Origin of the sequence: Leminorella grimontii (assembly GCF_039789245.1) — a bacterium.
GTDB lineage: Bacteria > Pseudomonadota > Gammaproteobacteria > Enterobacterales > Enterobacteriaceae > Leminorella > Leminorella grimontii.
Genome location: NZ_CP146357.1, coordinates 641,272 through 665,606, shown reverse-complemented (window position 1 = coordinate 665,606; position 24,335 = coordinate 641,272). Strand labels below are relative to the sequence as shown.

Below are 24,335 nucleotides of genomic sequence, written 5' to 3'. Positions count from 1 at the left end.
CTGACCGACGGGCGGATAAATGTAACGTACTGTCTCGATTACTGAGCCTTGCTCGCGTTCTTGTGGGCCGCATAAGCATCCAGCGTCGCCTTCAGTTCGCTGGGCGCGCTATAGCCCGGCTGCACCGTGGTGCCGTCAAGGATGATAGCCGGCGTGCCCTGAATGCCGAACAGGGAGCCCAGCATGTAGTGGCGCTTAAGGTCGATATTACAGGTCGCAGGCTTAATCGCCTTGCCCGCCATGGCGCTGTCGAATGCCGCCATGCGATCCGGCGCACACCAGATGGAGGTCATGTTTTTCTCTGCTTCCGAATCTACGCCCTGGCGCGGGTAGGCCAGATAGCGCACCGTGATGCCCTGATCGTTATAGCCCTGCATTTCTTTATGCAGCTTGGCGCAGTAGCCGCAGGTGATATCAGTGAATACCGTCACGACGTATTTTTCCTGCGGCGCTTTATACACGATCATTTCGTCTTTCAGGGCGTCTAAGCGCTTGGTCAGGATCGGAGCCAGCTGTTCGTTGGTGATGTTCACCGGCATTGGCCCGCTGATGTCATACATCGGCCCTTGCAAAATATGCTTACCGTCGCTGGAAACGTACAGCACGCCGCCTTCAGTCAGCACCGTTTGCAGGCCGGCAATAGGAGAAGGCAGGATATCCACTTCCGTCGCGCCAAGCTTCTGCCCCAGCGCCTGCTTGATGGCCGCGTCGTCCGCCGAGGCGGTATATGAAAACGCCGTCAGCGCCAGGGTGAGTAGTAAGAAACCTTTTTTCATTTTCTTTCCTTTAAGAAGTTCGAATCCCTTCGACATCCGGCTAAGCGCGCGGATGATGTTGTTGATGTAACTGTTTCAACCGTTCGGTTGCGACATGCGTATAAATTTGGGTGGTCGACAGATCGCTGTGCCCTAATAGCATCTGTACGACACGTAAATCAGCGCCGTGGTTCAATAAGTGCGTAGCAAAAGCATGGCGCAGTACGTGCGGGGAAAGCGCCTCGCTGTCAATTCCCGCCAGTAAGGCGTAGTGCTTTATCCTGTGCCAAAAAGTTTGGCGCGTCATCTTCTGTCCGCGTCGGCTGGGAAACAGAATATCCACAGAGCCGTTATTGATCAACCAGGGGCGACCGTAGGCCAAATAGCGCTCCAGCCAATAAACCGCCTCTTCGCCAAGAGGAACCAGCCGCTCCTTGTCGCCTTTCCCCGTCACTCGTACTACGCCCTGACGAAGGCTGACGTCGCCGTTTAAAAGCCCCACCAGCTCAGAGACCCGAAGGCCGGTTGCGTAGAGCACTTCCAGCATCGCCTTGTCCCGAAGCTCCAGCGGATCTTCCGTACCGGGAGTTTGCAGCAGCGTTTCGACCTGCTTTTCCGTCAGATCCTTAGGCAGGCGCTGGGGCAGCTTGGGAGACGACAGCCGCGCGGACGGATCGTCAGTGCGCACCTTTTCACGATACAGATACTGAAAAAATCGGCGCATGGCGCTAAGCATTCTGGCCGAACTGCTTGCCTTATAGCCGCCGTCCATGCGATCGGCCAGAAACCCCTGCAGATCTTCCGGCTGAGCGTTGATAAACGACAGATCGTGCGCCGCCAGCCATTCGCTGAGCGCCCGGAGGTCCAGACGATAAGACGCCAGCGTATTTTCCGCCAGGTTCCTTTCAAGCCAGAGCGCATCAAGAAACTGCTCCGTCAGCATCGCGTTATCCTGCGACACGTTTCCCCCTACTGCTACAAACGATTTTGTTCATTATACTCTAAATAATTCGAGTTACGGGAAGGCGGCAAGGGAGTGACAAATTCGTCGGGAACGAATTTGACCAGCCGAAGGCTGGCCTCCGGTGAGAGGCAGGAGCCTCTCATTAATCCCCGGGAGCTTACATAAGTAAGTGACTGGGGTGAGCGAGCGCAGCCAACGCACCTGTAACTTGAAGTATGACGAGTATATGTCCGATCATACCCTATCTGGTATACTTTCCCACCGTTCAGTCATGACAGTTAAGTGAAACCAACGATGAAAATTGGCCTTTTTTACGGCTCTAGCACCTGCTATACGGAAATGGCGGCGGAAAAAATCCGCGACGTTCTTGGCGAAGAGCTGGTTGACTTACACAACGTCAAAGACGCGCCCGTTACCCTGATGGAAGAGTATCCCATTTTGATTATGGGGATTCCCACCTGGGATTTCGGAGAGCTTCAGGAGGACTGGGCCGGCGTTTGGTCGCAAATCGAACGGCTCGATCTGAACGGAAAAATCGTGGCGCTCTACGGCATGGGCGATCAGGAGGGCTACGGCGAGTGGTTCCTGGACGCGCTGGGCATGTTGCACGACCATCTACAGCCTCTGGGCGTCAAGTTTGTCGGCTACTGGCCGACGGAAGGCTATCAGTTTACCAGCCAAAGGGCCGTCGCGCCCGACGGGCAGCGCTTCGTAGGGCTGGCGCTTGACGACGTGGTTCAGTACGAACTCAGCGAAGGGCGGATCGCCGACTGGTGCGAGCAGATTCTGGAAGAAGCGGCGGCGCTCCTGTAGTGCCGTTTGAATCCCCTCCCATTCGGGAGGGGCGCCGTTTACGCTACATGCAAATGGCGTAATCTTTCCTTTATTTCCATAACCGATACTTTCTTCTCTCAGCCAGCTCTTCGCTATGGCAGTGGGTTCCCTTCTCCCGCTCCCCCTCGGAAGCCGTCTCCTCCTGCGGTGCTGACGCTCCTCCGCCGGAAGGCGCCGGGCTCCGGTTCAATGAGGGCGATGAAGATCGCCCCGCAACCTGGTACCAGTCAAGGCGGCGGGTTAGCGCCATCACCGCGCTCAGCGCAACGAACAGCAGGACTGCGCCAAGCAGCAGCGCGTTGTCCTCCGACTGCAGCAGCAGGTACAGCACGCCGTAGAGCAGCAGCAGACCTAGCGCAAAACCGATGCCGCGCACCGCGCCGCGAAGCACGGCGCTTAAGTAGAAGCCAATCAGGCTGCAACAGCTAACGGCGGCAATGCTGTAAGCCCAGGCGAATCCGATGCGCTCCGACAGCGCCAACAGGATAACGTAGAAAACGGTCAGCGCCGCCGCGACCAGCAGATACTGTATTGGGTGGATAGACAGCGACTTCAGCACTTCGAACAGGAAAAAGGCGACGAACGTCAGGCCGATAAACAAAACGGCGTATTTCACCGTGCGCGTATTCAGCTGATAGTGGTTAACGGGTTCAATAAAGCTGGTACTGAATGCCGGTAAGCCCGAGCTGACAAGTGAGGTTCTGGCATATTGAGCGTCGCCGTAAGCGTCTTCGCTATACCTTCTGGCATCCATAGACTGATAGTCATAGCCGATAAAATTGTTGTTGATATTATTGGCTATCCAGCTGCTTTCCCACGTTGCCGTAAAGCCATCTTCGTTCACCACCCGCTGCTTCGGCAGGAACTGCCCGAGGAAGTTGGGATGGGGCCAGTTTCCGCTCAGGTTCAGCGTTGAGGACTCCCCTACCGGCATCACGGCCAGATGGCCGCTACCCTGAAGGGCCAGCGTAAACTCAAAGCTTATCGGCTCGCTGCCGCTTAGCATATCGCCCGACAGCGGCGCGTGGACCCCCTGCGAGAAGCGGGAAGAGTTTGTTCCGGCCTCAAAGGCGACCGCCTTTTTGGCAAACTGAATTTCAGGCACGCGCGTAATGCCCCGAGAGTCCGACAGCGCAACGATGACGTACGGCGCCCCGTAGCTGACGGACTTATTGCTGGTCAGATCAAGAGGCGTAAACGCGCCTTTAAAAACCAATTCGCTTTGGTATACCTGCGCCTGATAAATACCGACCTTACGCGGCTCAACGTTGACGTTACCGTCTACGGTAAGAAGGGAAGGAAGATAGTAGCGAACGCCTTCTACGGCCACCGTTTTACTCACGCCCTTATCGTCCAGCCCTTTTTGATATCGGGTATAGGGAACCGCGATAACCGGCCCTACGACGGTCTGTTCCGCGCTGGTGCCGTCCTGAATGCGGTTGATGACGCTCTGTTGATAGTCGTTACGGCTGTCAATAAGGCTGAGGATCATGCCGATAGGGATCAGCATCATCAGAGTAAAAATAAACAGTGCAAATAGTTTTAAAAATAGCGCGGTATGGTTGGACATCCCCAGTCACTCCGTTTTCCAAGTATGGCGCGCAGAGTAAAAGCTCAAAGTGAAAGGAAGATGTCGTTGTGTGAAGGCGGCGTGAAGCGCGCCTTTAGCTATTTCTCTTTAATCGGCAAAACAAACACCGCTCTGGCGCCGCCGCTCTCGTCGTTTTCCAGACAGATGGTTCCCTGATGCAGCGTAGCCACTTCACGCACAAAGCTTAGCCCAAGCCCGGTACTTTTCCCCTTGTCCGGCCGGGGCAGCGAATAGAAGCGATCGAACACCTTATCCAGCGCGTATTCAGGGATCCCCGGACCGCTGTCGACAATGGCCACCCGATAGCGTTTATCAATAACCTCGCCAAGCACCGAGATCGCGCCGCCTTCCGGCGTGAAGTCCAACGCGTTATCCAACAGGTTGCTGAAAGCCTGCTCCAAAAGAAGCTTATCGCCGCGCACGCTGACCGGAGAGGCGATATCTACTTTTAGCGTCACGTGGCGATGGGTAAACTGCGCTTCTTTGGCGGCTATCACGCCGTTAAGCACCTGCGCTAAATCCACCAGCGACAGCTCCTGACGGATGCGATTTTCCACCTGAGCCTGCTGAAGCATGCGGTCAACCAAAAGCTGCAGGCGATCGTTTTGCTGGGAGATATTGTTGACGAAGCGCTGGGCCACCGCTTGTGGAGGCGACTCCTTCAGGATTTCCGCCGCGCCGCGGATCGCCGCCAGCGGGCTCTTCAGCTCATGGGTCAGCGTATGGACGTATTTCTCGATATAGTCCTTACCCTCAAGCTTGACGCGCATGCTCTCCAACGCCAGCGCCAGGCTGTTGAGTTCGGTGCTGCCCACGCGGGGAAGCGTCGGCGCGCCGCCGTCCGCTACCTCTTTGGCGTAGCGCACCAGCCGGGAAATGGAGCGGTTAATCCACCAGACGAAAATAGCGCCTATCGTTAACGCTATGCCCAGCAGCATCACGCCGGCGATTTCAATGCGCCGCTCGCTGCGGCGGATAACCGGCTGCATTGATTCATTGGGCTTGGCGACGGTCAGCGAACCAATAATTTTGCCGCTTTCGGAGCGGATCGGCGCCGCCACGTACATAACGGTGCTGCTTTCATCGTTGGGGTTCAGACGAGTGCTTCGCGCGCCGTATTTTCCTCTTAGCGTCAGATAGACGTCGTTCCAACGCGAGTAGTCCTGCCCCAGCGCCTCACCGGTGGAGTCAAAAATAACGATGCCTTTCTCATCGGTGATGTAAACCCGATACTCCATGCGGTTTTTTACGACGTTGTCTATCTTCGCGCCAATAGGCGTACTGTTGATATCTCGAAAGGCCTGGATCAGATAGCCCTGGCTCAGGCTATGGTGTCGGATATCCTGCTCGGCTATCTGGGCCAGCAGGTTGGCGGTGTCTACCAGCATGCCTTCCGTCGTGCGACGCACGCCCGGCTTAACTTCCTGCACGAAAATGTTCATGATGAAATAGCCGGCGACGGCGACAATCATGAAAAAGCCCAGCAGCAGGCGAAAGCCAATCCTCATTCGTTGTGGCTCAGGCTGTATCCCAACCCGCGGTGGGTTTGAATAGGATTCGCGTTCTCGTTGACCGCCCGAAGCTTGGCCCGCAGGGTTTTGATATGAGTGTCCACCGTGCGATCCAGACTCTCTTCCGCATCCTGCCAGACGAGGTCCATCAGCTGCTGGCGGGAAAACACGCGGCGAGGCGCCTTTAAAAGCGTTCTGAGCAGCAGAAACTCATAGCGCGTCAGCGAAAGCGGCTGACTGTGGAAGGTGATGGTCGCCCCTTCTTCGTCCAGCTCAAACGCGCCGTAGCTGGGCAGAAGCCGCTTTTGTTTTTCAAGACGGCGCAAAATAGTGCGCACTCGAGCGCTCACTTCACGGGGAGAGAAGGGTTTGGGAATATAGTCGTCCGCGCCGATTTCAAGCCCGACGATGCGGTCAAGCTCCTCGCTGCGCGCGGTCAGAAAAATCAGCGGAAGGTCCGCCACCTGCCCCAGCATTCTGCGGCACAGGTCGAAGCCGTTGATATCGGGAAGGCCGACGTCCAAAATGGCCAGCGCCGGTCGCCCTTGATTAAGCGCCGCCAGCGCGGGTTCGCCCCGCTCAAACCAGCGAACCTCAAAACCGTCGGTTTCCAGCGTATAGATAAGCGTATCGGCGATGCTTACTTCATCTTCTACGAGCCAAATTACGGACATAAACGCGATCCTTCATTACGGGCATAAGGCAGTGAGTCTCCCAACCCGATGTTTTACCGTTTATCGTGCTGCCGTTCAAGCTGCTGCAGGTGAAAACGCAGGCTGCGCCACGACTCTTGATCCATGCTGTCCACCGCCAGCCAAAGCCGACGCCTGTTTCGCCTCCCTGCGGTGGCCTGAATCGTGAGGAAAACGCCCCACTTTAGCATCATCGGACGCCCCTTGATGCGCCATTCTTCGCGATGCCATTGAAAAACGCCGTTTTTAAGCAGCGCCATTTCCCCCTGCATCCGCTGGATGTGCCTCTGGCTGCGCAGGCAGTCAAAGATGACCAGCGTCACTAAAGAGAGCCAGACGGGCCAATAGCCGTCGTTCCATGGATATAAAAGCACCAACAGTATCAGCGCCCCGTGAATTAACAACGAAACGCATTGGCTTTTCCAAGATATTCGAATATCACTCTTCCAAAGAACGGCGTTCTGCATTTTTTACCTGGATCATTTTGATCATTCGCGCAAAGTCTACGTCTTCGGGAACGGTCTGATTCATCAGCCAACGAAAAAGCTGAGGGTCTTCACAGTCCAGAAGCCTGACGAACGTCTCCTTATCGGACTCAGACAGCGCGTCGTAGTCATGTTCAAAGAAGGGCATAATGGCGACATCCAGTTCGCGCATACCGCGACGGCAGGCCCAGTGGATGCGGGTTTTGTTATTAATGTCCATAAATGCATACTCTTATAGGGTTATCGCTCGAAGGCGTAGCTTAACAATTTGCTTAGAATTAGTGAAAGAGTACACACAAAACTTAGCCTATATTTGCGGATTTGCTCGAAATAGCAGCGCTTTTACCTAAAAACGGCAAAGGGCCGTCGCCGCGACGCTGGCGTCGGCGACCGTTTTGGCTTATCTTGAAAGCATTCTGAAACGTCCGAACCAACGCCCTGATTCAACAGCGTTCTCAAAGGTTCGGCCCGTATCCCAGACCTGTTTATGCCGGAGTTCTCATGATCTACAAATCCCCACTTCCGTCACAGTTCGCATCTTCTTCATCCGACCTGCCGTTGACCCTAATATCGCTGGAAGACTGGGCGCTGGTTGCCGTCGCGGGAGAAGACGACCGTAAATATCTTCAGGGGCAGATTACCGCCGACGTATTTGCGCTGGAGCCTCAAAAGCACGAACTCAGCGCACACTGCGACGCCAAGGGAAAAACCTGGAGCGCGCTGCGCCTGTTCCACTATGGTGAAACCCTCGCTTACATCCAACGCGCCAGCGTATGTGAACAGCAAATGGCCGAACTGAAGAAGTACGCCGTTTTCTCAAAGGTCAGCATTGAACGGCGCAGTGACCTTTTACTGCTGGGGATTGCGGGCAGAGGCGCGCGAGAAGCGCTAAGCGCGCTTTATCCAACCCTGCCGGACGCGCAGTCATCGTCGATATCCGTTGGTAACGTAACGCTGCTCTATATCCCCACGCCGTCAGAGCGCTTCCTTATCGTCGCTCCTCAGCAGGAAGCCGATCGCCTGTACTCAGCCCTTTTGGGCAAAGCGGCGCTGAACGACAGCCGCCAGTGGCTGGCGCTGGACATCGAAGCCGGCCTGCCCGCTATCGACGCGGCCACCAGCGGCGAATTTTTACCCCAGGCCGTCAACCTGCAGGCGCTCGACGCCATCAGCTTTACCAAAGGCTGCTATGCCGGTCAGGAAATGGTGGCGCGAGCCAAGTACCGCGGCGCTAACAAGCGCGCCATGTACTGGCTGGAAGGCAAAGCGCTTTCTCAACCTGAGGTTGGAGACGAACTGGAGCTTCAGTTGGGGGAAAACTGGCGGCGCACCGGTACGATACTGGCGTCAGTAAAGCTGGCCGACGGTTCGCTGCGGGTTCAGGCGGTGTTGAATAACGATTTGCAAGCCGATTCAGTGCTTCGCGTGAGGGAAGACGCCACCAGCAGCCTGGCTATTCGCGCCCTTCCCTATTCGCTGGAAGAAGAGAAAAAGTAGCGCCTGGCGCCGAGATTTTTGGCCGGTTAAAAATCGCGGCGCTTCCTTTACTTTTGCATTGCTAGGCAATATAGAGATAAATAGCCAAAAAGTGGCACACGCTGCCTCCCAGCACAAAACCGTGCCAAATCGCGTGATTGAAGGGAATGCGCTTGTTGACATAGAAGATAACGCCCAGCGTATAAACAATCCCACCCACGGCCAGCAGGCTAACCGCCCCCGCCGATAGCGTCGTCACCATCTGATAAATCACGACCAGCGACAGCCATCCCATACCCAAATAGGTAACAAGCGATACCACCTTAAAGCGATGGGTAAACGCCAGCTTAAAAATCACGCCAATCAGCGCCAGGCTCCAGATAACGACCATCAGGCCTCGCGACAGCGAAGAATTCAACCCTACCAACAGGAAAGGCGTGTAGGTTCCTGCAATCAAAAGGTAAATCGCACAGTGGTCAAAAACTTTAAGCCGACGCTTGGCGGCCTGATTGGGAACGGCGTGATAGAGCGTAGAGGCGAGAAAAAGCAGAATAATGCTGCCGCCGTAAAGGCTGTAGCTAGTGATAGCAAGCGACCCTGCCTCATTGGCAACGGCCTGGGTCAATAACAGCACCAGCCCGACGATGCCTAAAATAAGACCAACGCCGTGGCTTATGCTGTTGGCAATCTCTTCGGCAACCGAATACCCCTGTTTAACTGTTGAAGACATAGAGATGCCCCTCAAGCCGGAAGAAAAACGACGGTCGCAACAGCGGCCGACGCGCAGGAAACGAATGCCAGCTTATATGAGAATTATTTCAGTGTACACATGTAAGCTGAAATTTTTATGTAAAAATGGGAAAAGGAAACTGAGTCGAAGAATATCGGATTTACCTTCATAATTCGGAAACGACATTGAAGCCATCGGCTATACGTTTTATCAACACGATGTAGGTGAAACGACGCTTATCCATGCCCGTGGCCGCGAGGCATTCTCAAGGTGTGAAAGCACTATCTGAGGGCGCCTCGTCGCCAAAGCGCCTTCACGAGCGGCAATAACACCAAGCCAGGATGACGCTAGCCCCGCATTTCCAATAAGCCTGTCGACGTCTTTGCGCTTTATCTGCTGAAGCTTTTTTAACGTCGGGGATTCCAAAGCCCGCATCCACAGGCCAATTCCCTTTCCCTCTTGATCCAAACCGGACATCCACAGCGTTTCTACATTATAGGGCTCATCTTCCCTAGCCCAAATCAATGCCTGTGAAATAGACGTTTCAACATCATCGGCATTGCTGTGCTCTGGTCGGTGCAACAGCGCTAAGTCGCCTTCAAACATAGGTACATTTGTGAATAAAACGCCGACAGCGGCTTCCGCGCTCTCCGGCAGAGGAACCGCAGACTGATTCAGCTGTACGGATACGATCAGGAGCGCGGCAACATCGTCATAATAATTATCCAACCAGTTATCCACTGCCGCGAGCCCATTCTTCTCCATTTGAAGCACCACCTTTCGGTGAGGCAAACTCGTCTCGCCGGCCTCAGACCAGCACTGTCTGACTTCCTCTGAGGAGAGCAGCGTATTCACCTGAAGCGATACGTATAAAACGCAGTCTGTCGGCAAACGACGAATGCCTTTGTCCATATCAAACAAAAGCCGCTGGAACAGCGTCAGGAGAAAATCGACCTCCGTACTTCCTTCCCTCGGCAACGGCGTATGCCTGATAATCTGCCCCTGCGGCGTTTCTCTGGCTGCCAGCACGGCTTTTCCTTCTGGCTGAAATTTACCAACGTCACCCGAGTGCGATGCCACAATTGAGGCATCGTCAAGGATGTACAAAAAGCGCCGACCTCTGGCAATTTCTTTTTGAATTCGAGCATTGCGCTGTTGATTAAAATCATCAATAAATTTTTGCTCAACGGTCCAGTAAAGTGACCGGGCCAACATCGCCACAAGCCACCCTAAAGCCGCAGGCCCTACAAGCAAGAACCAAAATTGACTTCCCTCTGCTGTCTGCCCCTGCGGCCAGCAGAGCAGCACAACGGCGGCATTAAACAGCATGGCCAATACAAGCAGCAAACCCCAAAAAAGCGGATTAGGAGACGAGGCGGGAAGCTTTTCACAAGGAATATCCTTAAGAACAACCGGCATAGATTATCCTGCGGTAACGGAACACAAAGACGAAATTAGCCTACAGCCGCAGGCGCACTTATGCCCATCAAACGCAACGGGGACACCGTTGTCAGTAAAAGTCGGGTGGCCTTCCGAAATAACGGTAAGGTGATGCTGCGGGCACGTCACGCTATCACCTAAGCGCGCAACCGGAACGCCGTGAAACCTCATCGTCGCAGAAGCGGAAACCACCGTTCCTCCGTGCGTGGTTTTATCCCCTAATCGAATAATACCGATTCTCATATTCAGGCCTCCTCAACCGCAACCGACGTCGGTCCGCCGTCCGCGCGCTTCCTTAACGTCCAGTCGGTCGGGCGCCCGTCGCTTCGGGGCGGCATCGGCGCGCCCTGTTCAACGACGGCATACTCCGGCGGGAAGCGAGTGGTGCCCCAGTCTCCCGTATGCGGGCACAATTCTCCGGTTTTGGCGGTAACGGGCCGGTATTCAACGGCTCCGGGTCGCTGACTGTCCTTGACCTGCGGCGCATTGTCGAAGCGGGCTAACCATTGGGTTGTCGACGTTTTATTAAATCGAATCTCTCCTGCGATTGAACCGTTGCCAAAGGACCCCATCTCCGGCGTTCGAACGGGCTTGAGCACCTGATTGACTTTTACATAGAGGTCAGGATAAGGCTCTCTTTCAACCCATCCCAACTCCGGCCATTCTCCCGCGCGAATCGCCAGCCCCCCTTCGTAGGGCAACAGCTTAATTTCGGTATTATCAAAATGATTAGCCAGCGCTCGTTTACCGCCCAGTTTTTCTACCCATTCATCGGCTAAAAAGGTGTACCAGTTGATGGAGCTAAAGCCATTGCGCAGCCCCCGATTGGTTGAATTCGTAGTCACGTCGATGCCGTTAAACATTTGCCCTATTTCATACTCCAGATGCTGAAATTTATGCTCTTCATAGAGTTGTTGGATGCCCAACCCGGCCAAGCCATGCATTGGCTTTAACAAGGCGCAAAAATCCAGCACCAGCCGTTCAAAGCGTTCTTTTCCTACGTCTTCTTTTAGCTCCGTGACGGGGAGATAAAAACAAACGTAAGAAACTGAACGATGAACATGCTCAAACCAGCCCGCCGGTAAACCGGCTCCAATCTGATAGTCACTAACGTAGTCCAGACTATGGCTTGAGCACCATCGAGTATCTGCATCATCGTCTTCCAGTTCCAGAAAGCGCTGGATCCGACCATTACCATCGTTTTTAATAAAAGGCTCCGGTTTATTCACATTAACAAGGTATCCTGACTGCAGCCTGTCACCATAATCCTGAATATAACGCTCTATCGCCTCGGCAATCGCTCGGCGCTTCTCTGGTCGCCACGCTTCATCTATATGAAAGATGCCCACCAGCCCTACCTGCAGCACGTTCAGCTCGGGGTTGCACTCGTCGCCGTAGGTAAACTCCCAGCTCGCTTCGTCGAACCTGTCGAAAAAATTCATCGGCTATTCCTCCGCATCTTTTTCAACCGCAACCGACGTCGGCCCGCCGTCCGCGCGCTTCCTTAACGTCCAGTCGGTCGGGCGGCCGTCGCTTCGGGGCGGCATCGGCGCGCCCTGTTCAACGACGGCATACTCCGGCGGGAAGCGAGTGGTGCCCCAGTCTCCCGTATGCGGGCACGATTCTCCGGTTTTGGCGGTAACGGGCCGGTATTCAACGGCTCTGGGTCCTTGACTGGCTTTGACCTGCGGCGCATTGTCGAAGCGGGCTAGCCATTGGGCAGTGCTGAGTTCGTCGAATCGAATTTCACCTGCGTTGGAACCATAGCCCATTGAGTCCAGCTTTGGCGCTCGGATAGGCCTAATCACCTGATTAACCTTTACATATAGGTCTGGGTACGGTTCTTTCTCAACCCACCCCAGCTCTGGCCATTCTCCGGCACGTACCGCCATACCGCCCTCGTAGGGCAACAGCTTAATATCCGTACCGTCAAACGCTGCAGAAAGCGCCCGTCGACCTCCCAGCTTCGCCAGCCAGCCATCGTCAAAGAAGGTGTACCAGTTTACTGACGTTATTCCGTCACGGTATTGCCTGTCCGTATAGGGGTTGGTCATATCTATACCGTTAAACGCCTGGCCTATCTCGTACTCCAGATGTTGGAACTTTTCATGTTCGTAAATCTGCTGAAGCCCTAATCCGGCCTGGCCGTGCATTGGCTTTAACAATATGCAAAAGTCCAGCATCAGTCGCTCAAAGCGCTCTCTTCCTCCATCCTCCTTTAGCTCCGTGATGGGTAGATAAAAGCGAACGTAAGAAACTGAACGATGAACATGTTCAAACCAACCGGCAGGTGAAAACATATCAATCTGATAATCACTGACATAGTCCAAACTGTGGCTTGCCCCCCACTGCGTATATGCTGCATCATCCTCCAGAGCCAACAGGCGATGAATTCGACTATTTCCGTCACTTTTATTAAAAGGTTCCAACTTATTAACATTGGCGAGATAACCCGATCTCAACTTATCCCCATAGTCCCGAATATAACGCTCTATTGCCTCGGCAATCGCCTGCCGCTTCTCCGGTCGCCACGCTTCGTCAATATGAAAAATGCCCACCAGCCCTACCTGCAGCACGTTCTGCTCGGGGTTGCACTCGTCGCCGTAGGTAAACTCCCAGCTCGCTTCGTCAAACCTGTCGAAAAAATTCATTCCGCTTCCCTCCGCCCGTCAATCCGGCCAGTAAATATAAAACTGCTCTTTTTTTAACGGGTCGGTTAAAAAATCCTGTGCCAGCGCCAGCTGAATTTCACAGGGCTCAGGCTCTTTTGCCGCCGCTTCATAAATGGCCGAATTCGCCGCAGCCAGCCCGGCATATTTGGTCAGCATCTCCAACGTCGCTCGGCTCATGTTGCCGAACGGCACCACGCCGCCCCCAAGCGCCATTGTCGCCTCGGCAGTGGCGGCCGCGCCCTCCGCCGCTGCCGCCATGCTTGGCGTGGCCACCGGTACCGCAGGTGCGACAAACGCCGTCGTTGCCGTTCCCACACTGGTCGTCATCAGCCCGCCCGCTGCGATGCCGTAAGCGCCGATACCCCACATCGGCCCCGCCAGCGCCATCTCCAGCCCCGCTCTGGCCTTGGCCATTCTCCGCATCTCCGCCTCCGACGGCGGCGCTTCCAGCCTATGGCCCTGAGTCAATTCGCTGAAGTCCTGCGCCGGTTCGGGATAAACCGGCATCAAGCGGCGGCGAACTTCATCCAGCTCCAGATCGATGGCGCCGATCAGGTGCTGAAACTCCTCCACCTCACCGCGCAGCCGCTCCCGCTGCTTTCGCTTTTCCAGCCCCAGCGCCACCGGCAGGTACATCGGCTCTTTTTTTGCGTCCCGCAGCCAGTCGCGCTGGCGACGGTCGTCGATTTGGCAGGTATTGGTTTGTAATAAATGAAACTTTCGCTTATCCCCGGCAATGCGTTCATAAGATAATTTTTGGTCAGGAGACAACTTATCCCCACTCTGATTAAACTTAATCTCTATCACGTCATCGAGGTTGCCCTGCTCAAACGCCGCCTTCCCGGTCAGCATAATATTCTTCAGCTTCACCACGTCCGGTATGCGAAACAGGCCGCGGGTGACCTTGAACATATCGCCGAATTCGCTATCCACCTCCTTCAGCGGCCCCGGTGTTTTGCGCATCATCGGCCCCAGCACGCGCTCCAGCTCGCCGAGCGTTAACAGCAGCGTCGCTATTTCAATGCGAATATCGGCAGTGCTCATACCGTACAGCCGGTAAACGTATTTCTCCTTGATGGCATGGTATTTCGACAGTGGGCAGAAGCTGGGCCGATGGGGTTCATTTCGGCTCATGATCGGCTGCGGCGGGTCGCTGGTCATGTCGTAGCCGCACTCGCCGATATAGGGGTGATGATAATCAAACCATTCGTTCTCTTTCCGGATCATCCAGGTCACTACCCGCTGAAACACCGTAGCGCCATCGGCGCGCGCCAGCGGATTTTTCAGGGCATAGTTAATCTTCTGGCACAGGTACCAAAGATCCAGTGGGTTAGTGACCGGCTGCGCCGTTCCCGATGCGTCGGCCTTGGTGGTCGTTTTTCCCGCTCCCGTATCGTGCGTTGAACCGGTCTTTTTCTTTTCCGCCATTACGCCTGCCCCTCTTCCATACTGCTCGCCTTATTGAAGTCCAGCGTCAGGGGCGTATCGTCATCCCAATAGGCTGCGTCAATCAGCATTCGGTCTACGCGCTCCGGGTGCGGCTGTACCGATATCGTCTCGCTTGACGAGGTATAAATCGCTTGGGTGTTGCCGCTTTCATCGGTATGCCCGGAGATATCCTGCCCGCTCCAGCTCAGCGTGTAGGGAAAGTTGCTCAGCGGTCGGCGGGTTTTCTGGTCGTTTAGCGTGAAATACTCGCTGAAGCCGTCAACGTTGGGAACGTTAGGAAAAACGGGCGGTTTAGCCGCAGGCCCTAAAGTATCAAAGCTGGCGCTTTTGATTTTAAAATCGCCCTGCGTCGCCAGCTCAATCAGGCATTTGTCCAGCGAAATATAGGTGCCGTTGGCGTTAAGCGTGATCTTCTTTTTGGCATTGATGATAATTTCATCTTCAGTGCTGATGATAGACAGTCCCTTTCTGGCAATCAGCTCCAGGGCGTCGCTCTGGGCCTGAATCTCTACCTTTCCCTTGGCGGCAAACAGCTTTATTCCCGCCTTCTGTACAAACAGGCTAAAGGCTTCTCCCGCAGCCATCGTTAGGCGTTTCATCACGCTAATGTCCGCATTTTTCCCCGCCGTTACCGCCATGCTGCGCCCGGAGGCTACCCGAAGATGCTCACCGCTGGTTAAAGCCATTCCCTTCGGCGCGCTGAGCAAGATAACGGCAGATTTTAGTGACTCAATGCGTTCAGAAAGCAGCCGCTGCTGAGCCTGTACGTCGGCGGCCAGCGCCAGCGCGGCTTTGGCGGCTTCGGATAAAGCATCCATTTGATTATTCGCCGCAGACAGCTGTTCCAGCGCCATATCTATATTGAGTACCTCTCCTCGCGCTTTTTCCTGCTCGTGCGCGCCGATAAACAGCCCCTTCCCCGCCCTTATCGCCCCCCACTCGTCGGTGCGCAGCTCAAACCCTTCCCCTCGCAGCGATCGTTCGGCGTCCACCACATGGCCCATATTCAGCTGCGTCTTCCCATACTCCGTCGCAACCTTGATATGCTCCTTGCCCCGCTCGTCGTCCATCCGCAGCTTGTTATTGGCCGGGGTGCGTATCACGTTGCGCTTGTGGTTGGCAGCAGTGACCAGCTCGGGGTGGCGGGAGTCGTGCATCGCGTGGGAGATGTAGGGGCGGTCTGGGTTGCCGCCGGTGAAGGCGATGGCAACCTCGGTGCCGTCAATCAGCGGGAAGTGCAGGCCGTAGGTGTCGCCCGCGTAGACCGACGCCCGGCGCATCCACAGGCTTTCCTCGCCCTTGCGCCAACTGTCGTTCAGGTCGAAGTCCATCTTTACCCGGTAGCGACCGTGGCTGTCCATATAGCCGTACTGGTCGTTGCCGGGGCTGGTGACTCTGGCGGGTAGCGTGCCGCCAATGGTAGGCCATGCCAGCAGCTCCGGCCGATAGGGGCGCATGGCGTCGTAGGGGATGCCGGTAAACGTCAGCTGGTAGGCTTGGCTTCTGTCGCCGATGCTTTCTACCGAGACAATCAGAATGCCGCCGCTCGCTTCAGATATCGGCGAGCCGTTGACCGTCAGGATTTGACCAGGAGCCAGATGGGACAGGGTGGTTTTGCCGGTAATGGTGATTTGTTCGGTCATCAGCCGCTGGTGGCGCAGCTTGGCGTACCACGCGCCCTGGCCTACGCCTTCCGGCTCCTGATTCTCTCCGCTACTTTCGCTCGCGCCATCGAGATCGTCGCCCAGCCTGTTGCCAAACTGTCCCAGCAGGTCGTCCTGTTCGTTAACGCCCTGTACCGCTTCGCCGCGCTCCCGATAGTGCTCAGCGTACAGGTAGTGCCGTCCGCGAGTAGTAGCGTCCTTCTTCTGTTCGTTAACTTCCGATTGCATGCCCGTTTGGGCCGTGCGGTAGTTGTAGTCCTGCGTGAGCACGCTTTGCGGTATCGTTCTGCGCGCGACGGACATGTCCCACACCGCCTCCAGCCCGCCGTCGTTATTACCGGTTGGCTGACGGTAGCTGGCCTGTGGGCCGTCCTGATACTGCTGCACCGAGTCGCCGAACACCACCACGTCGCAGCCGTGCTCCGCGTGACTCTCGAAGCGGAACCAGATGCCCGAATCCGCCAGCAGGCGGCGGATAAACGTCAGATCGCTCTCTTCCCACTGGGTCAGGTACTCTTTAACCGGATAGGTCTCGGCCAGCTCGAAGCGGAAGTCCACGCCGGTGAGTTCGTGCTTGCGCAGCACCTCTTCCACCACCTGCGGCACCGTCTGGTTTTGGTAGATAGCGCTGCCGCGCGTGTTGTCCAGCAGCTGAAGGCGCGGGCTAACCGTGACTTCGTACCGGGCTTCATCGTTCGACGACGACAGCTGGCTGAAGGAGGTGACTACCCCGTACAGAGCGCGAGTTTCGCCAATAACGGCACCGCTACCCGAGTCCGGTTCCAGCGTACCGGCAGCTCTGATTACAGCTGACATCAGCTCGTTGCTTAAGCCAAATGCCCCGCGTATCAAATCACTCACTCCGCCCGGCGCCAGCGCGATAGCCGCACTCTTGCTCAATACCTGCGGCATTAATAGCACGCACGGTGCGGAAAACTGCACTACGAAGCGCCACGGTTCGCTTAAGCGCTCATATCCTTCAATGCATAAAATAGACAGCCGGGCTCCCACGCCGTCTATCCCCAACTGATAGCGGTTCATGCCGTCCGATGCGGGCGTCGCGCCGCCCACACCGCCGCTCGAGTTTCCATCTCCACCGCCGAACAGCCCGTCTAGCCCGTAGGCGGACAGTTGCTCGTCTAAAAGCGTCTTGCCTTTATCTATCAGAAAAGGTTTCATGAAATATCCCTATGTATTCAATGTGTTGAAACAATCCATCACACCTCTTGGGATACTAATATGAAAACGGCAGGGGGATAAGCTGCCTAAATAGACAGGAATTAATATGATGTAAAAACAGACAAAAGCCCCGAATGTCGGGGCTTTAAGGGATAAGATTCAAACAATATTATTCTACCGGCTGGACTCCAATTCTGCATCCGGCACTCTGGAGCCAAACCCTGCCGCTTTTCCTACCCGGATAACGACGGGAGACAGCAGCAGCAGCGCTGCCAGGTTGGGAAGCACCATCAGGCCGTTGAACATATCCGCCATTTTCCATACCAGCTCGACCTTAAACAGCGACGCGATGAAGATAAAGCAGACCACCATCAGCTGATAGACGCGTACGGCAGACGTAGACTGGAACAGATAGCGCACGTTGTTTTCCGCGTAGTAGTACCAGCCAATAATGGTGGTAAACGCGAAGAAGAACAGCGAAGCGGAGATAAACAGGCTGCCAAAGTGGCCGAAGATGTAGACATATGCCTGCTGGGTCACCGTGATGCCCTGACCGTGGAAAATGCTCAGGAAGGAGTCCCCGATGCGGCCACCGGCATCCCATTCCTTCATGCCGGAGGTAATAATCACCAGCGCCGTCAGCGTAACGATAAGGCACACGACGAAGACCCCCATCATGGCGATAAAACCCTGCTGCTCAGGCCTGGCTACGCGGGCTACGGCGTGCGCATGGGGCGTCGACCCCATGCCGGCCTCGTTAGCAAACAGGCCGCGGGCAATACCAAAACGCATCGCCTGCTGGATACCGATACCCACACCGCCGCCAACCACGGCCTGAGGATTAAACGCAGCGACGAAGATAGACTCAAACGCCGGCAGCACGTACTCATAGTTAATCGCCAGAATGGCGAACGCGCCAATCAGGTACAGGCAGGCCATAACCGGCACCACCTTCTCGCTGAATGAAGCAATGCTGCGAATGCCCCCAATCACCACTACGCCGGCAATGACCGCCATCACGACGCCCATTACCCAGGAGGGCACGCCCAGCGAGCTGTTAAACGCAGAAGCGATCGCGTTTGACTGCACCATATTGCCGATAAAGCCCAGAGCAAAGATAATCAGCACCGCAAACACGCAGGCCAGCCACTTGCACTTGAGCCCCTGCTCGATGTAGTAAGCCGGGCCGCCGACGACCTGGCCGTTTTTATCTTTAGTTTTAAACTTCTGAGCCAGAATAGCTTCTGCATAGATGGTGGACATCCCCAGAAAAGAGGAAACCCACATCCAGAAAATCGCGCCCGGACCGCCGGCGAGAATGGCGGTCGCCGGCCCGGCCAGGTTACCGGTACCTACTTGGCCAGCAATGGCCGTCGCCACCGCCTGAAAGGAGCTCATCCCGCTTTTATCCGCCTTTTTCCCCTGCAGGGACATACCGCCAAACAGCTCTTTAAGACCGCTGCCGAAGTGGCGAACCTGAATAAAGCCCAGGCGGACGGTAAAGTAGATCCCGGTTCCACATAGTAAGAAAATTAATACGTGATCCCAGAGCAGGCTATTAACAAAATCGACCAGCTGTTCCAGTAGTTCCATACCTTAAGTTCTCTATAGTTATTCGCGTTTGCTTTTCACAACCGCATTATTTTTATTTGCGGATAAATTATTAATTATTGAATAGCGGTTCGACGCGCAGCCACTTATTCATTCGCCTCTCATTCGGCAAAGGGAAACGACCTCAACGAGCCAAAGGCGCACAGAGTCATAGTAATAAATGAATATATAAGAGGGCGATGTCGTACCGCGATCGGGAATATAGCATCAACAAAATGCCCTTGGATACGGCGTTTAGACGAATTGCGGGATACTGTACATATACCCATGAATTTTTCTCATGCGTAAACGGAGGGCTTTATCGGGGCGCTTTCTCTATAGCGCTCGGCCGGGCTGTCGTTTGTCATAAAGCGCGGGTTGGAGGCGGTTAAATTTTACCAACAGAAAAAATATGATGGCGATCCCATTACGGATCGCCATTTTATGATTAAACGCTGAGGTTTATTGGTATTCAGATATCGGCACGCAGGAGCAAAATAAATTCCTGTCGCCGTAGACGTCATCCAGCCGCTTAACCGTCGGCCAGTACTTGTTGTCCAGCGCGGCCAGAGACGGAAAAACCGCCTGCTCTCGACTATAGGGATGCGGCCACTCGCAAACCAGCTCTTCCTGTACGTGCGGCGCGTTGACCAGCGGGTTGTCATCCAGCGGCCATTCGCCGTCCTGAACGCGACGAATTTCCTCACGGATGGCCAGCATCGCCTCAATAAAGCGGTCAAGCTCGACCTTACTCTCCGACTCCGTCGGTTCCACCATCAGCGTACCGGCGACGGGGAAAGACATGGTTGGCGCATGGAATCCGTAGTCAATCAGCCGCTTGGCGATGTCCATTTCCGTAATGCCGCTTTCCTCTTTCAGCGGGCGAATGTCCAGAATGCACTCGTGAGCCACCAGCCCGTCGTTGCCTGAATAGAGCACCGGATAGGCGTCCTTCAGGCGTCTGGCTACGTAGTTGGCGTTTAAAATCGCCACCTGGCTGGCCGCTTTCAGCCCTTCTGCGCCCATCATGTGAATGTACATCCAGCTGATGGGAAGAATAGAAGCGCTGCCAAACGGCGCCGCCGATACGGCGCCTAACCGGGAGACGCCCTCTGGTTGCACCACGCTGTGGCCGGGGAGATAGGGGGCAAGATGCTTCTTCACGCCAATGGGCCCCATGCCCGGGCCGCCGCCGCCGTGAGGGATGCTGAACGTTTTATGCAAGTTGAGGTGAGATACGTCCGCACCGATATAGCCGGGCGTAGTGATCCCCACCTGCGCGTTCATGTTGGCGCCATCGAGATATACCTGACCGCCGAACTCATGGACAATCCGGCACACTTCGCGGATCGTCTCTTCATAAACGCCGTGAGTCGAGGGATAGGTCACCATGATGCAGGACAGCGCTTTACCGTGCTGAGACGCCTTTTCCCGCAGGTCCGCCAAATCAATGTTGCCCTGCTTATCGCAGGCTACGACTACCACCGTCATCCCCGCCATCTGCGCCGAGGCAGGGTTAGTGCCGTGCGCGGAGCTTGGAATGAGGCAAACGTGGCGATGCCCTTCACCGCGAGCGGCATGGTAGCGGCGAATGGTCAGAAGCCCCGCATACTCGCCCTGCGCGCCGGAGTTTGGCTGCATGCACACGGCGTCATAGCCGGTAATAAGCGCCAACCACTGGGAAAGCTGGTTCAGCATGATGTGATACCCCTGCGCCTGCTCCGGCGGGCAGAACGGGTGCAGCTCGGCGAACTCAGGCCAGGTAATCGGGATCATTTCCGCCGCCGCGTTCAGCTTCATAGTGCAAGAACCCAGCGGGATCATGGCCTGATCCAGCGCCAAATCCTTACGCGCCAGGCGGTGCAGGTAGCGCATCATCTCCGTTTCGCTGTGATAGCGATTGAAAACCGGATGGGTCAGAATGGGGTTCTGACGCAGCGCTGACGCCGGCATCGAACGGCTTTGCGCCATGCACCGTGCGTCAAGCGCGTCGATATCCAGCGCACGGCTGTCGCCGATCAGCACGTCAAACAGCGTATTGACGTCGTCCAGCGTTGTGGTTTCGTCCAGCGTAATGCCCACCGCGCCGTGCAGATCGGCGCGCAGGTTAACGCCGAAGCTTAGCGCGCGCGTAAGCAGCGCCTCTTTGTCCTCGACCTCTACGCACAGCGTGTCAAACCAGGTGTCGTGGCGAAGCTTCAGCCCCTTTTGCTTGAGGCCTTCGGCCAGGATGTCCGCCAGGCGGTGAATGCGTAAAGCGATACGCTTAAGCCCCTCAGGGCCGTGATAGACGGCGTAGAATCCCGCCATATTGGCCAGCAGCACCTGAGACGTACAGATATTTGAGTTAGCCTTCTCCCGGCGAATGTGCTGCTCTCGGGTTTGCATCGCCATGCGCAGCGCCGTTTTGCCTGCCGCATCGCGGGATACGCCGATGATCCGTCCCGGCATTGAGCGTTTGAATTCATCCCGGCAGGCGAAAAACGCGGCGTGAGGGCCGCCGTACCCCATAGGAACGCCAAAGCGCTGCGACGAGCCGAACGCGACGTCCGCTCCGATGCTGCCGGGAGATTCCAACAGCACCAGCGACATAATGTCCGCCGCCATGCAGGTAATTACCCCGTCGGCCTTCAGTCGGCTAAAAATGCCTCGACAGTCGTTGATTTGCCCTTCGGTACCGGTCAGTTGAAACAGCGCGCCGAACAGGTCGTCCTGCTTTACCGCTTCCGCCATCGGCGCGACAACGACGTTAAAGCCGAAGGTTTCCGCGCGCGTTTTTACGACGTCAACGGTCTGCGGATGCACGTCGTCAGCGACAAAGAAGGTATTCGCCCCTTTGCGCTTGGCTGCCCTCTTGGCCATCGCCATCGCCTCTGCCGCAGCGGTCGCTTCATCCAGCAGCGACGCCGAAGCCAGATCCAGCCCGGTTAAATCCTGAGTCATCTGCTGAAAATTTAGCAGCGCCTCCAACCGGCCCTGCGAGACTTCCGGCTGGTAAGGCGTATAGGCGGTATACCAACCCGGATTTTCCAGCACATTGCGCAAAATAACCGGAGGCGTGAACGTCGGGCAGTAGCCCATGCCGATGTAGGACTTATAGCGCTGATTTTGGGCGGCGATAGCCTTTAGCTCCGCCAGCGCCTGGTGTTCGGTCATGGCATCGCCGGTTGCGGGCGGATGAGGAAGCTGAATGTCTGCCGGCACAATTTTGCCGATAAGTTCATCAAGGCTGCCCGCGCCGACGGCTTCCAGCATTTGTCGACGTTCTTTTGAAGAGGGCCCAATGTGGCGTTCAATGAATGACTCACCGTAATCAAGCTGTCTAATTGTTTGATTCATTGCATAACCTTCCAGAGTAAGGGGCCCTATTCGTCTTCAAGCGTGGACTGATAGCCCTGCGCGTCCAGCAGCTCGTTGATTTCGCTTACGTTGCTGGCCTTAATGCGAAACAGCCAGCCGCCCTCATAGGGTTCGCTGTTCACTAACTCTGGCGATGACTCCAGTTCGCCGTTCACTTCAACTATTTCGCCGCTTACCGGCGCATAAATATCGGACGCGGCCTTCACTGATTCAGCTACCGCGCACTCTTCGCCGACGGAAACTTCCCTGCCCACCTCCGGCAGTTCAACAAACACCATGTCCCCCAGAAGGTGCTGCGCATGGTCGGTAATTCCCACGCAATAAACGCCATCCTGTTCTTCACGAATCCACTCGTGAGACGTCGCATACTTCAGCTCAGCAGGTACATTACTCATGTCGTTCTCCGTTATTTAAGGTCCACTATTTAAAGTTCAACGCTCCACGCGTTCATGGGTGATTCAGGGTTAATAATTACAATATGGATTTGCCGTGGCGGACAAAGCCCGGCTTCACGACCCGCACCGGCATCTCACGGCTGCGGATGGGAACAATCGCCGACTCTCCGATGGACGAGGGCACGCGCGCCAAAGCGATGCTGTAGCCCAGCGTCGGCGAAAACGTACCGCTGGTGATCACGCCTTCCTGAACGTTTCCCTGACCGTCGCCAAACGTCACCGGCAGGCCGGCGCGCAGAACGCCCTTTTCGGTCATTACCAGCCCAACCAGCTTCTCATGCTGACGCTCGCGTTGGGCCTCAAGGCTCGCTCGCCCGATAAAGTCGCGGGAGGCAGGCTCCCAGGCGATGGTCCATCCCATGTTCGCCGCCAGCGGAGAAACGCTTTCATCCATATCCTGCCCGTAAAGGTTCATGCCCGCTTCAAGGCGCAGCGTATCGCGTGCGCCGAGGCCGCAGGGCGCAACGCCCTCTGCCATCAGCGCCTGCCAGCAGCCGTCCAGCGCCTCAGTCGGCATCATCAGCTCATAGCCGTCTTCGCCGGTATAGCCGGTGGTCGCCACAAACAGGCTGCCGGCCTGAAGGCCAAAAAACGGCTTCATTCCGGCAACGGCGCTGCGCTGCTCCTCGGTCATAATTCGGGCGACCTTTTCTTTAGCCTCAGGCCCCTGCACGGCGATCATGCCAAGATCGTCTCTTACCTGAACCTCCACGCCGTACGGGCGGGCGTGTTCGGTTATCCAGTCCAGGTCTTTTTCACGCGTGGCCGAATTGACGATAACGCGGAAATAGTCCTCCGCCAGAAAATAGACAATCAGATCGTCAATAACGCCGCCGGAGGCGTTCAACATCCCGCTGTAGAGCGCTTTCCCCGGCTGAGTCAGCCGAGCGACGTCGTTTGCCAACAGGTAACGTAAAAACTCACGCGTACGGGCGCCGTGCAGGTCGACTATCGTCATATGTGAAACGTCGAACATACCGGCATGCTTTCTAACCGCGTGGTGTTCATCAATTTGGGAACCGTAGTTGAGGGGCATCATCCAGCCGTGGAAATCGACCATGCGGGCGCCGCACGCCAGATGTCGTTGATACAGAGGGGTTTGCTTCGTCATGATATCCTCTTTTACCGTTTTAAACGCGCCAGCGGCCGTCGGAACCGCTGCGATGCGTGTAATGATATTTTGAAGAATTTGTTAATTATTATCGCAACATGTAAACAATTGCTATCATGCAGTACTTTTGCTGACCATACTGCGTTTTTCTGCACAGAAATCGCCATTGCCTTCGACAGGTAAAAATAGAAACGGCTATCCCATCGTGGTTAATCTATTGATAAAAAAGTTTTTAACCGCGATTTCGGATTAGAAAAAATAATGAATAAAGTTTGTAAGGATTAGAATTTTTCATCGCTGAACGCAGACTGGTTCGAACGGGGGGAGAAATGCCGCCCCGTTACGACAGGGCGGAGGAGTTTACGCGCAAGACATTG

At 55.6% G+C, this 24,335-nt stretch carries 20 protein-coding genes; 2 read left to right on the top strand and 18 right to left on the bottom strand.

The window, feature by feature from the left end:
• Positions 1 to 38: 38 nt before the first annotated feature.
• Both dsbC and xerD read right to left on the bottom strand, forming a co-directional pair.
• Positions 39 to 776 (bottom strand): bifunctional protein-disulfide isomerase/oxidoreductase DsbC, encoded by a 738-nt coding sequence (gene dsbC / locus V8L73_RS03240; RefSeq protein ID WP_027275561.1) that lies wholly within the window; start codon positions 774 to 776, stop codon positions 39 to 41.
• 40 nt (positions 777 to 816) lie between these two features.
• Positions 817 to 1,698 (bottom strand): site-specific tyrosine recombinase XerD, encoded by an 882-nt coding sequence (gene xerD, locus V8L73_RS03235; RefSeq protein ID WP_134389250.1) that lies wholly within the window; start codon positions 1,696 to 1,698, stop codon positions 817 to 819.
• A gap of 315 nt (positions 1,699 to 2,013) precedes the next feature.
• Here xerD and fldB point away from each other — a divergent pair, with 315 nt between their 5' ends.
• Complete coding sequence (gene fldB, locus V8L73_RS03230) at positions 2,014 to 2,532, top strand: flavodoxin FldB (protein ID WP_027275563.1); 519 nt, start codon at positions 2,014 to 2,016, stop codon at positions 2,530 to 2,532.
• A 70-nt stretch (positions 2,533 to 2,602) separates the two neighbouring features.
• Here the strand turns inward: fldB and creD are convergent, their stop codons facing one another.
• The 5 genes from creD to sdhE all read right to left on the bottom strand — a co-directional run bounded on the left by creD (position 2,603) and on the right by sdhE (position 7,052).
• Entirely contained in the window at positions 2,603 to 4,123 is a 1,521-nt protein-coding gene (gene creD / locus V8L73_RS03225) for a cell envelope integrity protein CreD (protein ID WP_347254103.1), read from the bottom strand.
• 98 nt (positions 4,124 to 4,221) lie between these two features.
• Positions 4,222 to 5,652 carry a two-component system sensor histidine kinase CreC gene (gene creC, locus V8L73_RS03220; RefSeq protein WP_027275565.1) on the bottom strand — a complete coding sequence of 477 codons (1,431 nt, stop codon included), beginning with the start codon at positions 5,650 to 5,652 and terminating at the stop codon, positions 4,222 to 4,224.
• Positions 5,649 to 6,329, bottom strand: a complete 681-nt coding sequence (creB, locus tag V8L73_RS03215) for a two-component system response regulator CreB (RefSeq protein WP_036024358.1) — start codon at positions 6,327 to 6,329, stop codon at positions 5,649 to 5,651. The genes creC and creB overlap by 4 nt, the downstream gene beginning before the upstream one ends.
• Positions 6,330 to 6,382: 53 nt before the next feature.
• Complete coding sequence (locus tag V8L73_RS03210) at positions 6,383 to 6,814, bottom strand: protein YgfX (protein WP_027275567.1); 432 nt, start codon at positions 6,812 to 6,814, stop codon at positions 6,383 to 6,385.
• Positions 6,786 to 7,052 carry an FAD assembly factor SdhE gene (gene sdhE, locus V8L73_RS03205; RefSeq protein ID WP_027275568.1) on the bottom strand — a complete coding sequence of 89 codons (267 nt, stop codon included), beginning with the start codon at positions 7,050 to 7,052 and terminating at the stop codon, positions 6,786 to 6,788. Before sdhE ends, V8L73_RS03210 begins: the two co-directional genes overlap by 29 nt.
• A 281-nt stretch (positions 7,053 to 7,333) precedes the next feature.
• On the opposite strand from sdhE, the gene ygfZ reads away from it, so the two are divergent.
• Complete coding sequence (ygfZ, locus tag V8L73_RS03200) at positions 7,334 to 8,329, top strand: tRNA-modifying protein YgfZ (RefSeq protein ID WP_347254102.1); 996 nt, start codon at positions 7,334 to 7,336, stop codon at positions 8,327 to 8,329.
• Between the two features lie 61 nt (positions 8,330 to 8,390).
• Here the strand turns inward: ygfZ and trhA are convergent, their stop codons facing one another.
• The 11 genes from trhA to gcvT all read right to left on the bottom strand — a co-directional run bounded on the left by trhA (position 8,391) and on the right by gcvT (position 23,958).
• Positions 8,391 to 9,038 carry a PAQR family membrane homeostasis protein TrhA gene (trhA, locus tag V8L73_RS03195; protein ID WP_261832678.1) on the bottom strand — a complete coding sequence of 216 codons (648 nt, stop codon included), beginning with the start codon at positions 9,036 to 9,038 and terminating at the stop codon, positions 8,391 to 8,393.
• Positions 9,039 to 9,248: 210 nt separating this feature from the next.
• Positions 9,249 to 10,457, bottom strand: coding sequence for a hypothetical protein (locus V8L73_RS03190; protein WP_347254101.1), 1,209 nt, complete (start codon positions 10,455 to 10,457; stop codon positions 9,249 to 9,251).
• A gap of 3 nt (positions 10,458 to 10,460) precedes the next feature.
• Positions 10,461 to 10,721, bottom strand: a complete 261-nt coding sequence (locus tag V8L73_RS03185) for a PAAR domain-containing protein (RefSeq protein ID WP_347254100.1) — start codon at positions 10,719 to 10,721, stop codon at positions 10,461 to 10,463.
• Between the two features lie 2 nt (positions 10,722 to 10,723).
• Positions 10,724 to 11,920, bottom strand: a complete 1,197-nt coding sequence (locus V8L73_RS03180) for a type VI immunity family protein (RefSeq protein ID WP_347254099.1) — start codon at positions 11,918 to 11,920, stop codon at positions 10,724 to 10,726.
• Between the two features lie 3 nt (positions 11,921 to 11,923).
• Complete coding sequence (locus V8L73_RS03175) at positions 11,924 to 13,129, bottom strand: type VI immunity family protein (protein ID WP_347254098.1); 1,206 nt, start codon at positions 13,127 to 13,129, stop codon at positions 11,924 to 11,926.
• An 18-nt stretch (positions 13,130 to 13,147) separates the two neighbouring features.
• A complete protein-coding gene (locus tag V8L73_RS03170; protein ID WP_347254097.1) occupies positions 13,148 to 14,578 on the bottom strand; it encodes a VRR-NUC domain-containing protein in 1,431 nt (476 codons plus the stop codon).
• On the bottom strand, positions 14,578 to 17,442 hold the full coding sequence (locus tag V8L73_RS03165) for a type VI secretion system tip protein VgrG (protein ID WP_347254096.1): 2,865 nt from the start codon (positions 17,440 to 17,442) through the stop codon (positions 14,578 to 14,580). Before V8L73_RS03165 ends, V8L73_RS03170 begins: the two co-directional genes overlap by 1 nt.
• 174 nt (positions 17,443 to 17,616) lie before the next feature.
• Entirely contained in the window at positions 17,617 to 19,035 is a 1,419-nt protein-coding gene (locus V8L73_RS03160; protein WP_347254095.1) for a sodium:alanine symporter family protein, read from the bottom strand.
• Positions 19,036 to 19,494: 459 nt separating this feature from the next.
• A complete protein-coding gene (gcvP, locus tag V8L73_RS03155) occupies positions 19,495 to 22,371 on the bottom strand; it encodes an aminomethyl-transferring glycine dehydrogenase (protein WP_347254094.1) in 2,877 nt (958 codons plus the stop codon).
• A gap of 26 nt (positions 22,372 to 22,397) precedes the next feature.
• Positions 22,398 to 22,787, bottom strand: coding sequence for a glycine cleavage system protein GcvH (gcvH, locus tag V8L73_RS03150; RefSeq protein ID WP_347254093.1), 390 nt, complete (start codon positions 22,785 to 22,787; stop codon positions 22,398 to 22,400).
• 76 nt (positions 22,788 to 22,863) lie between these two features.
• On the bottom strand, positions 22,864 to 23,958 hold the full coding sequence (gene gcvT, locus V8L73_RS03145; protein ID WP_347254092.1) for a glycine cleavage system aminomethyltransferase GcvT: 1,095 nt from the start codon (positions 23,956 to 23,958) through the stop codon (positions 22,864 to 22,866).
• Positions 23,959 to 24,335: the final 377 nt, after the last annotated feature.